Origin of the sequence: Fusibacter bizertensis, assembly GCF_029914245.1 — a bacterium.
GTDB lineage: Bacteria > Bacillota > Clostridia > Peptostreptococcales > Acidaminobacteraceae > Fusibacter_C > Fusibacter_C bizertensis.
The window spans coordinates 130,404-144,257 of record NZ_JARYZI010000006.1 but is presented as its reverse complement, the minus strand read 5'-3'; the positions used below and the strand labels follow the sequence as shown (position 1 = coordinate 144,257).

Here is a 13,854-nt window from a genome sequence, read left to right as displayed (position 1 = left end):
CTATTTAGGATTGAGTAAATGGTATACACTCAAATCTTTCTCATTATCAATTTCATACCATGTATCATTACACGGCATTCCTTTCAATACTATCTGTGCATTTATTAGCAAATTTAACAATGTTGTGAAATCCATTTTATTTTTAACAGAATCATCTAACTGGTTAATAAGAACACTAATATCAAGCCAACCTTTGGGAGTTGTTTTAATAATCCCCATATATTGACCTTGAAGAGAATCAATATCTATTACTTTCTTTCCAATTTCGGTTATTCGACCTAATTCATCAATCTTAAAACTTTCTAAATCATCCAGTGGATTATCAAACCTTTGTTCCCACAATGATCGCCAATTTAAGTTATATGGTAACACAATATCATTATCTATATTACAAAGATTCAAAATAGTATTTTCCTCAAATAATATATCCGAGTAAGTTATAATACAATTGTCTGAACTTAACCACTCTTTTGCTTCGTATAATGACATCACCATGTTGGTATTTTGCCAATTATCATTATCAAAATATTTGACATTTTCAAACTCAAAACTTTCTTTTTTATATCCTCTAACGATTGCAATTTCATGGATACCCGCTTTCCTTAGTGTATTCATCTGATGTATTATCAAAGGTACTCCGTTTGCATGCACAAAACACTTAGGTTTATCTTCTGTCAAATTTCCTAATCGACTTCCCCTGCCAGCAGCTAAAATGATTGCTTTCATATTGACTCCTTATAGTGATAAAATCATTATTTATTTTTGAAGAAATTACTAAACAGATTAATATCTTCTAGTTCAAATGGTGTTTCTCTTTCCGGATGCCACATTATTCCTATTATCTGAAATATTGTGTGACTAATACTTTCAATTGATCCATCTTTTGACTGAGCATTAATTCTTAATGGTGATTTTATACTCTCAATACCCATATTATGATAACTATTAACAGTCCTTTCGATGTTATTAGCATCAACGATTTGATGTTTTACTGCAACATGATTTGGTATATTAACAAGATTGTTCTCATAATAATCTGCGATTACTTGCATTCCTCTGCAAACTCCTATTAAGGGGACTTTAACTGTTTCAGCAAATTTGATACAATATCTTTCAATTTCATCTCTTTCAGGAGCATCCCCATCATATTTCACTAAAGAATTTCCACCACTCAAGATAATGCCAGACAATTGAATACTAGAAAGTAGCTCTTTGACTACAGTAAGCTTATTGGGCAATAAAATTGGTGTATAACCACATTCAGTAATAAAATCATACCAATTTTGATCAATAGCATCTCTTCTCTCTCGATAAGATAAAACATCATCTACACGCATTGTAATTGCAACAAATTTCGTCATATTAATTACCTACTTTTTAACTTTTGCGATCCAAATTCTCGTAGTATAAGGGATGATGATTTTTTCAGAATTTAATGATTTTAATATATCCTCAATATCCGAGATGATATTCTCAAACTGATCACCAGCTTGTCTATATAAAGTTGCATGTGATTTCCAACCTTCTAAGCAATCTTGTATTGATTGTTCATGTAAGACAGTTCCCTCTATTTTTTGTACCTTTTCAAATAAGCCACTTGCATCGATAATGTCAGTTTGATCTTCACGTCTTGATCCATAATCATAATCAGATATTCTTGATTTTATTGCATTTTCTATTTGTATTTGGATAGAGTCATTAAGATCTCTGTGGTTCCACATACACGCAAAATAACCACCTTTTTCTAAGATTCTATCACTCTCTATTAATGCCAAAGCTCTATCCGTTACATTAAAAGATGAACCAAAAGTTACAAGCTTATATTTTCCACTTTCTTGTCCCGTATTTTCTCCAACTCCATCATGCCAAGTAACAGAATCATACATTTCAGTGATGATTTTACCATTATTTCTCATGGCATCATTTGGTTCAACAGCATCAATTATTAGGTCTTTTTCCGCAAGCAATTTAGTTAAATGAGCTGCTCCAGCTCCAACATCGCAAACATGATCACCTTTTTTAACTCCAGAAATTTCAAGCATCTTCTCCACTGCTTTTTTTGAATAATCCGGTCTTTTTAAATATGCCTCTGCTAATTCTGTATAATCCCATTTCACTTTCATAAAATACCTCCTAAATATTTAACTCATTCATAATATTTTCTACAATATTTTCAATAGATTGCTGTCCATCATTAACAATTACTAAATCACTATTTTGAGGTTCTTCAAACTTTTGATTGATGCCAAGGACGTTTGATTCAATATTATCTATTGCACTTGTATATAAACCTTTCTGATCACGCTCAATCAAAACGTTTATCGGCACTTTAAGATAAATTTCTAAGTAATTATCAATATTTTCTCTATTCCAATTTCGACAATCATCATACATTGAAATCGTTGCACAAACAACATCAATTCCTTGTTTAGATAGAAATGAACATAGCCTCGAATTTCTCATTGCACTTATTCTACGGTCTTGCTCAGTATAGCCCAAATCATTTCCGAAAATTATACGGAGCTCATCACCATCAAATAGTACAACATTGCTTTTAGTCCTCCTGATTTTGTCATAAAGCAACTTTGCAACACTACTTTTCCCTGCTCCCGACAACCCAGTAATCCACAATACTTTTCCCGGCTCCATAATATTATCCTCTCAATTTAATAGCTTCAATTCTCTGATAAATTTCTTAAATCCATCGCGATTATCAATATAACTTGAAATCAAATTTTCAAAATCATTTCGATTAATAGCAATTTTCTTTTCTTCAAGTAATTCTTTTTCAAATTTAAATGGTCGTTTTATAAGTTCAATTAGTTCACTATCATTGTACTTAAATGTTTTTGAATATTCCCAGCTCTCTAAAATATCTCTCAATAAGGATTCTATTCTATCCACATCAAACTGATCTAAAAATTCATCACAGCTTCTATTGATTATACTTTTACTAAAGCCATTTATACTTACTGTGTCTCTAAAGTTCCACCATTTCAATCCATTAAAAGTGCTCTCAAGTAAAACAGAATTCCATTTTATATCCAAAAATTCACATATTCTCTTTAGCGTTTTTTCTGAGTCTTGATGTAAATCTTCAAGTCTTACAACCCCGACATTGCTCAATTTAAACTTTTCAAACAGCATCTGTGGTCCTGTCAACAAACCTAAGTGGTAAAATAGTGTTATCAATGTATTTTCATTTACTAAATCAAATCCCTTTTGGTATTTGATTAGCGATGTCAAATTATAAACAGGATTTCTTACAGTATATAGAATTTTTGCATTAGTAAAATCCTCTAAAAACCACTGGTGATGAGAACCTAAAACTAGTGCTGAATGCATAGGATAAATTATAAGAGGAGGCATTTTTTCTTTATATTCTCTACCTATTGCATAAAAATATGCTATTTGAACAGCTTTATACAAATTTTTTCTTGATATAAATTTAAAAGGTGATAAACATCTGTCCATTTCTTTATAGAAAATAGATTCATTAATTTCTATTATTTCTTGTTGATTATCTCCCATTTCATCATACTTACAATAATATGCTAAATCCACCCATGGTTCCCCTTTAGGGGCATCATACCGAACTTTTGTATCCACCAAGTACTCATATTTTTTATAGAACTTCTCCAAAACATATTTTTTTTCGAAGTTTCCTTCAAGGTTTTCCCAAAATCTTCCGTAGTCCATCAAATACAAACCTGGAAGCATCAATATTTCAGGATGACTATCTAATAGACTCTGTAAAAAGACAGAACCACTTCTCCCATAAAAGCTGATACAAGCGGCTTTTTCAATATCTTGAATTTTTAATTTGTCGACATTTGACAACACTATACTTTCTTGAAACAAACTTGAAATTTGATGATAGTCTAAGCTAAGAGAATTTAAAAACTTTTCATCAATTGAGTAAATTGCCATACAAATTCTTTCTTCCAAATTATTAAGCTCACTCAAATAAGCTGAAGAAATTATTCTGGAATTTTGAATAGAGTCTAACGCGTATCTTATAAAAAGTTCACAATATGACAAAATTTGCTTAGGGGTGTACTCAAAATTAATATAATTAGGAATTAATTCTCCAGATAAATAGTTCTCTACATAGTACCAAAAATGTGAGGCACAGAGATAATAATAGTATGCATCTTCTTCAATAACTGTATTCCAATTTTCTTCGTGAAATACTAGGCTTCTATTTAAATTCTCAACCGCGTATTTCTGAACATAATAATTTGATTTTATTCTTGACTCAATACTATGTGATAGATTTGAACTATGCACTCTATAATACATTAGAGATTTATCTAACTTACAATAATTCAAATTGTTATTGATATAATTAAGAACATTTAGTGTGTCTGCTCCGGTATTTCCTTTAGGGTCTTTAAGACTTGGTGTTATATATTTATCTTTTAACTTACTAAAGAAACTTCTCTTAAATACTCCCATTCCCATGGGAAGAGATCCAGAACCATAATCTACAGTTTTTCTTATTATATCTTCTGGTGATTTAATCTTCAAATTCCAATTATCATAACAAATGCTATCTTCATCAATAATTGTCATATCTCCATAAACAAAATCTAGTTCTTTATTTTCTTCAAGAGCAAGTAAATAGTCAAATAGAGTTGACTTAGTTTTAAGACCATCATCATATGATAAAATCATTAAATAATCACCCTTAGCATGTTCTATAATTTCATTAATCGCTTTTGACTGACAACCAGTATTTTTTTCGTGAACTATATATTCAACATTTGGATACTCAGCATCGTAATATGCTAATTTTTCTCTCGTATTATCCATTGATGCATCATCAACTATAAAAATCTCATAATTGGGGTAATCTTGTTTTATTATACTTTTTATACATTCGTCTATATATTTTTCACTATTATACGAGATGACACCAATTGTAATCAATGGAAGTCCTGTCTTGTTTTGCTGTGTAATTAAGTTTAGCTCGTTAATAATTTCAGCTCTGAGTTCCTCTCCATTGACAAACTCTAATGATTTGTAAAGATACATATATGCTAATGTGTTTTTATTAAGATTTTGATATAAAAAGCTTATATTATAATACAAATCGAAATTTGTACTGTCTTGATGTAGTCCCTTTTTAAAGTATACCTCTGCTGCTTCTAAATCACCTTCAATCATTGCAACAACACCCGATACTGCATTGATGGGTGCATCAAGTCCAATTACATTTATATAATTTGAAATTAAATTTTTTGCAGCATCAAGCTTATTTGCTTCAATTAACTCCGATATATTGTAAATCAATTTTTCTTTAGGATTATCCCTTGTAGTATCAATTTGATACAATTTGTACCATTGCTCAGTAATTACATGCCAAGACGATGTATTATAAATAATATCTCGATTAATATTCGACAAATTTTGATTCTCTGCAAGATTATCTATTGTATTTGACAAACAAGATCCTAATTCGGTTATCTGGTCGATTTCAATAAAAAAAATACCTTCATTTTTTAATATGGAATATGGTAGCCAACTACCGGTAATTACAATACTACCACCATACATGTGCTCTTGCATAGATCCGCTCAACTGGTCACTTGTTTGAAGTTGTATAAAAATTGTTGAGACCTTTCTTAAAACTGCAATCTCATTTTTACTCATGTAATTAGTAATTGCAGTATACTTTAAACCAGTTTTCTTCAAATGCTTCAAAATACTTTTTATATATTCCTCTTCAGCGCCATATGTCAGCGGAAAAATAAAATGACATCTCTTTAAATAGTCCTTAGGCATCTGGATAATTGAATTAATAATTGACATGTGATTCTGTGCAACAGATGCATTATGTCCACAAGTTATGATTAAATCATTCTCATTTATCCCGAACATATCTCGAAATGCAGTTTTATCTTTTTCATTAACAAAATCTATTTCATTTAGCACAGACAAACCAAATCTGTTGATTGTCAACAAATCATCCTTTGTTTCAAAAAAATTCTTAAAATCATATGCAGTGTCTGGATTACCAAAAATAACCAGATCCGCTTGATCTATAAGAATTTTCTGTTTCTCTCTCTCTGAATTAGAAGTTCTATAAAAGTCACTTCCCCATACACATAAGTTCAACTTATTACATTTTGATCTTAATTCCGATGCAAAAGCACTGTAAAAAGTTGAAATAAAATGAATTTCAATTACATCATAGTGATCCATACTATTAATTACTTTCTCTAATGATTTAAGATTCTCATAATAGTAAACATCTCTAATCATTTCAGTATCAATCTCTTTTTTATATTTTTTATCCATCGTTAGAACATCGAATACTATTCCATATCGATTGTACATTTCTTCAATTAAGTCTCTTGTATATGGTGAAAAAAAATGACATGCAATGAGAATTTTCATTATTACCTCCTATCAAGTTCGACTATATTCGTGAACAAGAAAACGCAAACCGTCTTCAAACGTATATTTGGGACTCCATCCAAGTTCTGAATTGATTTTGCTAATATCTGAAACTACATTATTTACTTCATTCTTTCTCAATACATTTTTATTGATAATTTTCACATCAACCTCAGCAATTTTTCCGACTATCTCAATTACTTCTTGCACGCTATAAGATATGCCACTACCAATGTTGTATGTGGTGTTTAGTGGCTCCTTAGCACTCAAAACAATAGCATCAACAAGGTCGTCCAAATAAATATAATCTCGTTTTGGCGTCAAATTTTCAACCGTTACAACAGCATTCTTTAATACTTGATTTATAATATGTGGAATTAAAAACTGGCTATTCTGACCTTTCCCATAAATATTGAAAGGTCTTATAATAGTGATATTCAGATCAAAATTATCTCTATAAAACTCGCACAATTTTTCTGCTAAATATTTTGAATGTGCATATGGATTGTTAGGTTTAAGTACATGATGCTCATCAATAGGTAGGTATTCAGGCTCGCCATATAAGTAAGAACTAATATAAGTAAGGTTCGTGTTATTTTTTTTACATAACTCCAGTATATTCAAAGTACCTATCACATTTGCACTATAAAATTGCTCTGGGGACTTCCAACTATCTGGAACAAATGTTTTTGCCGCTAAATGAAAGACATGGCAAATATCAATCATGTCCGTTTTCATTACATTATCAAAAATGGTTATATCACAAGTTTTATGATTTAAAGCAATCACTTCGTAATTTAAAAGCATCAGTTTATCAACCAATGCTTTTCCAACAAACCCTGAAGCCCCAGTTATTAATACTTTTTTCATAGTATTATCCTCATTTCATTTATATAAAACTTTGTGCCTCTGATAGAAATTTATTAATAGCAATTTCATAATCATCAGGTCTTCCAATATCTAACCAATATCCCTCAAACAAGTAGCTAAATATTTTATCTTTCTTTTCAACCATATCGAGTACTAATGAATCAACACCATATGGTTTTCCCTTTTCTATATAATCTAAAATAGAAGGTTCAAATATATAAACACCCATACTGACATTATAGTTATACTCTGGTTTTTCAATAAAACCATCAATACAAAACTCATCATTATAAGTTAATACACCAAAATCAATTTTTACGTTTCTTTTATAAGTAGCTATTGTAGCATTTGCACCTACTTTTTTGTGAAACGACAATAGCTCCTCATATGAAATGTCGGTTAACACATCGCCATTTGTCACTAAAAAAGTTTCATTTAAATTACTTATATAAGCTAAAGGTCCAATTGTACTTAATGGCTTGTTTTCATAAACAAAGTCAATTTGCACACCAAACCTCGAACCATCACCTACATATGCTTCAATCAAATTACCCAAATAACCAACAGCGATTGTGATCTTCTCAAATCCAGCATTCTTAAGTCTAATAATTACAACCTCTAAAATTGCAACATTCCCTATTGGCATAAGCGGTTTTGGAATAACTGTCGTATAAGGTCTTAATCTTTCGCCCTTTCCACCAGCCATTATTATCGCCCTCATGATTACTCCTTTCTATACATTATATATATTGGGCTTGTAGTGATTGATATTCTTGTCAATCCACCTAATTGTCTCAATTAGCCCATCCTCTAAACTATATCTCGATTCCCAACCAGTCACTTCTTTTAAATATCGATTATCTGCAAGTAATCTATTTACTTCACTATTTGCAGGTCTTATTCTCTGTTGCTCTATGTTTAACTCTACATTTGCTCCCATTAACTTACATATAGTATAAAATAACTGACCAATGCTGATTTCCTTTCCAGACCCTGCATTCATTATTTTTCCAATACTCAAATCGGATTCTGCTACTTTAAGAAATGCATTAACTGTATCTTTAACATAAGAAAAATCTCTTGTTGGCGTCACATCACCTAAGTCAATTATTTTTTTACCACTACTAATTTGAGATATAATAGTTGGAATTACAGCCCTAGAAGACTGTCTAGGTCCATATGTGTTGAAAGGTCTCAAAGTTGCTACAGGCAATTCATAACTTAAATGGTAACTTTGAGCTAACATATCAGCGCCAATTTTTGATGCAGAATATGGCGATTGACCTTGTAATGGATGCTTTTCATCAATTGGAACATACAAAGCACTACCATACGTTTCTGACGTTGAAGTGTGAATTACTTTTTCTACATTTAACTCTCTTGAAGCCTCTAAAACATTTGCAGTTCCTTCAACATTTGTTCTTATATATGACATTGGAGACTGATATGAATACGGTATTGCAATTAATGCAGCTAAATGAAAAACAACATCATTACCCTTAATGATTTTTTTAATATTATCATATTCTCTTATATCGCCCGATACTACACGAATACTATTTTTAACAGTAGGTTCAAGCGAATCAATCCAGCCCCAGCTATTAAATGAATTATATTGAACAAGAGCAGTGACTTCTGCCCCCTGAACAATTAGAGCTTCAACCAAGTGACTTCCAATGAATCCTTCTGAACCTGTAACCACAACTTTTTTATTTTCTAATTTCATAAATACCCCTAAACATATGACTTGATGAATTAACATGCTACATCGATTTAAGTCTGAAATTTAAAACTCTGTCTTTAATAAATATCAATTAAGTAACATCATTTCCGACTTCATTAAAACCATCTCAATATCGTTTGGATAAATTTCCAAATATTCATTTATTAAATTCATCGCTTCTTCTTTCTTATCACTATCAATTAGTACTTGAATGTTCGTTTTGATTTTTGCAACTAACTCATTGGTTTCACGATTGACATTTGACTCGTCATTGACAATGTTCTTTTCAATCCAGTTTAATGTTTTCCTACTATATTGCGGGAAAATTTCTAAAGCATAATGCACAAAATATTTATCAAAATTTTTACTCAAATTATATAAACATGCAAAATATTGCTCCTCACTATTTAAATATTGCTTTCCTGTATTGTTCTTTAAAAACAATTCACTATATTTGTAAGATAACTGGTCTAAACCAGCATTAATATATTTATCAAAATAATTATCCTCTGATATTGAATAGAAGTCATTTAAAGCTATAACTTTCAATATTATTCGTTTTATATAAAGCTCATTAAAGGTAGAACCATTCTCAACCATTTCAAGGTAATCTAAAAGCATTATTCTCAATTGAGTTTCATTCTCCCCTATTAGCTCCCCAAAGTGTTGCATCAATGTAGATTCGTCGATAAACACAAAAAATTCATCACTTTTATTTTTTGTTTCAAGTAAAAATAAAATCATTTCAGAGATACCATTATTAATAAAGTACATATTTTTATTAATATCTAGTTCCACTGTCTTGTTATCTCTATCGCTCCCATAAAACCACTTAAATAATTTTCCCAAATAAGTAGGCAGATTAGATAATATGTGATTTCTTGAATCACTATTTATCTCAATTTTATTCTTTAAGATAGTGTAGATCATTACATCCACATTGTCCCATCTATTTTGGGATATATTTTCATATAAAGCATCAAGCAAACTAAATTTGCTACTTTCTACACATGCAACAATATAGTTATTAACACATTTTTCAAAATATTCAGACTCTTCGTCAAGGTCTTGCAACAACTTTAAAGTTATAGAAATAGATTCATCATAAACTCGCTGGGTTATATATGCACTTGCTAAATTGACTAAAACTTCCGTTTTGGAGTTAATGGTATATAGTTGAACATTAGGATTATTGAAAATATCAGAATCAACGATTTTGTCAATATAACTTAAATAGCGTTTAACTAACTCTATTCCTTCTGGAAATTTTTTCAATATTAAGTTTGATAACCCACCAAAATACATTAAATCTATATAGTCACTCTTAATGAGCAATCCTTCATTTGCAATTTTAATTGCTTCTTCATATCGATTAGCATATACGAGGACTTTTGCATAAGCACCATAAAGATAAAAATGCTCATTATACAAAGAGTTGTCCTCTCTAATTATTGTGTATGCTTGATTATAAAGTTCAATAGCTTTATCATTTTCATTATGCATATCATATGTTGTTCCAAGTTGATAGAGATAGTAAATATTTTTTGGATCTTTCTCAAGTTCTTGTTTTAATAATTTTGATGTCCGTTGATATTTTGCTTCCATCAGCTGTGCATCATCTGCTATATATCCATAATGGTTTAATAAAGCGTCTATCTTTATAACATTTCCGTATACTACAGGTAAGTTATGCACAACGCCTTTATAATGAAATTTGCCATCATTTCTAAATAGCCTCATGGTAACAATTTTCGAACCAATTTTTCCATTAGAATTTATTATGTTCTGTAGTTCTAGTGCAATTGCATTTACATCATTATTCTTTTGATTTAATTGTTTTATTAATAATGTATCATCAACAAGTTCTTCATCTGCATCAATTATCATTACCCATTCACCATTACAGTAGGAAATCGATATATTACGCATTTCAGAAAAATTGTTATTCCATTTATGTTCATAAACCTTTGCATCAAATGATTTAGCGATTTCGATTGTTCGATCTGTTGAGCCAGTGTCAACAATGATTAGCTCACTTGATACTTTACTACGAATATTTTTCAAACTGTTTAAACATCTTTCTAAATTTGCTTCTTCGTTTTTAACCATCATACATACACTTAGCTTCATAAATTCCTCCCATTTTTATCAAATATATATTCAATCAAATTCTTATAAAACTAATAACTTGATTCAAAATATATTAAAAATAGCCACCCTCTAAGGGAGGATGGCTATTTAAGTTCAATTGACTATCTTAGTAATTGTAATACACCTTGTGGAGCTTGGTTAGCTTGTGCAAGCATTGCTTGAGCAGCTTGAGTAAGGATATTGTTTTTAGTAAAGTTCATCATTTCTTTAGCCATATCTACGTCACGAATTCTAGATTCTGATGCTTGTAAGTTCTCACCAGCTGTATCTAAGTTCTTGATAGTATGTTCAAGTCTGTTTTGCATAGCACCAAGTGAAGATCTTTGAGCTGAAACTTTCTCAAGTCCGCCTTGAACTGTTTCAATTGCAACTTGAGCACCGAACTTAGTGCTGATGTCTACTTTATCAACGCCAAGAGCAGCTGATCTCATGTCACCCATTGAGATAAATGCTGTTTGACCAGAGTTGGCACCGATTTGACCCATAATTGAACCACCAAGTGAAGATGAAGCAGCTTCATATTTACCAAATACAAAAGTAATAGAATCCCCAACTTTTAAACTGTTAAGGTTTGCACTAGAAGTAATTGTAGTAGCAGACCCAGTAATACCAGTTCCTACAGTTATTGTAGATGCTGCAATATTAAGTGTTGCTGCTGCTGGAGCTGCAGAAGTGCCATCTGGACCTACAACTTTCCAATCATTAGCAGTAATAGTTCCGCCTGATGAAACTGTACCTGATACTCTTATTAACATGTATGCGCCATTAACTTTTGAAGACGAAGCAACTTTAGCATCCGCAGCTGTTGTTGTAAGTGTTACAGCAGAGTTATTGTTAACTCTCATTGCGCCATTAACAGCTTCAGTTACGCCTTTTGCAGAACCTTCAAGAAGTTTCTTAGTATTGAACTCAGTTGTGTTACCAATTCTGTCAAGTTCAGACACTAATTGTTTAACTTCGCCTTGAAGTGCTTTTCTATCAGAGTCAGTGTTTGTATCATTTGCAGATTGAACAGATAGTTCTCTCATACGTTGAAGTATTGCATGTGACTCGTTAAGAGCACCTTCAGCAGTTTGGATCAAAGAAATTGTATCTTGCGAGTTTCTTGATGCTTGATCAAGACCTCTGATTTGGCCTCTCATTTTTTCAGAGATAGCAAGACCAGCAGCGTCATCACCAGCACGGTTAATTCTGTAACCAGAAGATAATTTTTCAATTGATTTTGCGCCTTGAGCATTGTTGATTCCCAATTGTCTGTGGGTATTCATTGCCATTAAGTTGTTATTAATTCTCATAAAAGTTCCTCCTTGAGTTTTGTATAGTTAGAATCCATTCTAACTTATTATGTGATTCAATTTAGCTCGGCCGAAGTATAAATTGATCATCTAACATTAATATCGGATCATCAGTAAAAAACTTTAGCTTTTTTAAACAAAAACTCTATTTATTGTTTTTTTTCATACGATCTGATAACACCTTAATTGAACCTGTCGAATTCACTGCCGCTTTGTTGGCTTCGAGTATTTTATCAAACACTTCACTTCGATGAATTTCGATTTCTTTAGGTGCATTAATACCTATTTTTACTTTTCCTTCTTCTATCGCAATTATTTGAATTTCAATATTGCCATCAATAATGATGCTTTCATCTTTTTTTCTTGTCAAAATAAGCATCTACTATTCCTCACTTGTCTTTTTGAAAATCGCATATTTAACTTCATCATATTCATTTAGTAATATTTGCTTTCCAATTTTTTCTTTGTTATTAATCATAAGTGGAGCCATAATATTTATAGTCGTATCTTCTACATTTTCCGGAATAGTAACAATACTAAGCGCAATTATATCTTCCAAATCACCCTCATCTGAAATCTTTAAAAAAGAAGCATCGCTTTGTGACAATTCAAAATCATAATTATCAACAAACAAGAACGGATCCGTCACGATAAAAGCTAAACTATCTGTTTGAGTTGATTGTAACATGTTAAACGGAAATTCATTATCTCCTGAAGGTATGATTATAAACGATTGTTGATCTTCAAATCCTGGAATTCCCTGTGAAAATGTAATCACATCAGATGATTCATACTCAACAATGCCAAATTGAGTTGTACTTATCTCCATACTAAACTCCTCCTAAACCATAAAATCATAATTGGGCTTTTCATACCTGAAATTGATACTATTATACTGACTAATCGAGTAATTCACTTGATAAGGTGTATATGACATCTGCACCTTTTGTTGTTGGGATTGATTACTCACACTTCCTCTTCTAAAACTATAATTTACTTTTCCTTCATCAAGTGTAATGGTTGGTCTACTAGTAGGAATAGCGCCATAATTGAATTCTTTGTCAAACATATCATATGCATTGCTGATTGCTTGATCAGGAATAGGATCATAATCATTTTGGATTTCTTTAAGTTCATTACCCTGACTGACAATCCTTGAAACACCTCCAGCAATAATTTGTCTGCCAAATGAGATGTTATCTTCCATAAAAGCTTTAATATTTTTTAATCCAGCTTCTGCAAATGGTTCAGATTGATCAATCTTCACTTTTGGATGCTTTATTTCCATTTCAAGCTCAGGTTTTTGTATATTTAAATTGAGCGTTTTTGCGCCATTACCATTCTGACTTAGTTTTCCAGGCGTTGAAGAAATATTCATCACGATAGGTTGCTGACTAATGATTATAGGCATAG

General features: G+C 31.2%; 13 protein-coding genes. All 13 read right to left on the bottom strand.

The window, feature by feature from the left end; genetic code table 11:
* Complete coding sequence (locus QE109_RS10565; protein WP_281094444.1) at window positions 1–726, bottom strand: phosphocholine cytidylyltransferase family protein; 726 nt, start codon at window positions 724–726, stop codon at window positions 1–3.
* Window positions 727–752: 26 nt separating this feature from the next.
* Window positions 753–1,361 (bottom strand): gamma-glutamyl-gamma-aminobutyrate hydrolase family protein, encoded by a 609-nt coding sequence (locus QE109_RS10560; protein WP_281094443.1) that lies wholly within the window; start codon window positions 1,359–1,361, stop codon window positions 753–755.
* A gap of 9 nt (window positions 1,362–1,370) precedes the next feature.
* Complete coding sequence (locus tag QE109_RS10555) at window positions 1,371–2,123, bottom strand: class I SAM-dependent methyltransferase (protein ID WP_281094442.1); 753 nt, start codon at window positions 2,121–2,123, stop codon at window positions 1,371–1,373.
* Between the two features lie 10 nt (window positions 2,124–2,133).
* Entirely contained in the window at window positions 2,134–2,649 is a 516-nt protein-coding gene (locus QE109_RS10550; protein WP_281094441.1) for an adenylyl-sulfate kinase, read from the bottom strand.
* A gap of 12 nt (window positions 2,650–2,661) precedes the next feature.
* Complete coding sequence (locus tag QE109_RS10545; RefSeq protein ID WP_281094440.1) at window positions 2,662–6,402, bottom strand: glycosyltransferase; 3,741 nt, start codon at window positions 6,400–6,402, stop codon at window positions 2,662–2,664.
* A 12-nt stretch (window positions 6,403–6,414) separates the two neighbouring features.
* A complete protein-coding gene (locus tag QE109_RS10540; RefSeq protein ID WP_281094439.1) occupies window positions 6,415–7,272 on the bottom strand; it encodes an NAD-dependent epimerase/dehydratase family protein in 858 nt (285 codons plus the stop codon).
* 19 nt (window positions 7,273–7,291) lie between these two features.
* A complete protein-coding gene (locus QE109_RS10535; protein ID WP_281094438.1) occupies window positions 7,292–7,993 on the bottom strand; it encodes a sugar phosphate nucleotidyltransferase in 702 nt (233 codons plus the stop codon).
* Between the two features lie 12 nt (window positions 7,994–8,005).
* Entirely contained in the window at window positions 8,006–8,998 is a 993-nt protein-coding gene (locus QE109_RS10530; protein ID WP_281094437.1) for an NAD-dependent 4,6-dehydratase LegB, read from the bottom strand.
* An 84-nt stretch (window positions 8,999–9,082) separates the two neighbouring features.
* Entirely contained in the window at window positions 9,083–11,125 is a 2,043-nt protein-coding gene (locus QE109_RS10525) for a glycosyltransferase (protein WP_281094436.1), read from the bottom strand.
* A gap of 122 nt (window positions 11,126–11,247) precedes the next feature.
* Complete coding sequence (locus QE109_RS10520; RefSeq protein WP_281094435.1) at window positions 11,248–12,441, bottom strand: flagellin N-terminal helical domain-containing protein; 1,194 nt, start codon at window positions 12,439–12,441, stop codon at window positions 11,248–11,250.
* 145 nt (window positions 12,442–12,586) lie between these two features.
* Window positions 12,587–12,820, bottom strand: a complete 234-nt coding sequence (gene csrA / locus QE109_RS10515) for a carbon storage regulator CsrA (RefSeq protein WP_281094434.1) — start codon at window positions 12,818–12,820, stop codon at window positions 12,587–12,589.
* A gap of 3 nt (window positions 12,821–12,823) precedes the next feature.
* Window positions 12,824–13,270, bottom strand: coding sequence for a flagellar assembly protein FliW (gene fliW / locus QE109_RS10510; RefSeq protein WP_281094433.1), 447 nt, complete (start codon window positions 13,268–13,270; stop codon window positions 12,824–12,826).
* A gap of 12 nt (window positions 13,271–13,282) precedes the next feature.
* The gene (locus QE109_RS10505) at window positions 13,283–13,852 is read right to left on the bottom strand and encodes a DUF6470 family protein (RefSeq protein WP_281094432.1); all 570 of its coding nucleotides are present in this window, start codon (window positions 13,850–13,852) and stop codon (window positions 13,283–13,285) included.
* Window positions 13,853–13,854 lie beyond the last annotated feature (2 nt).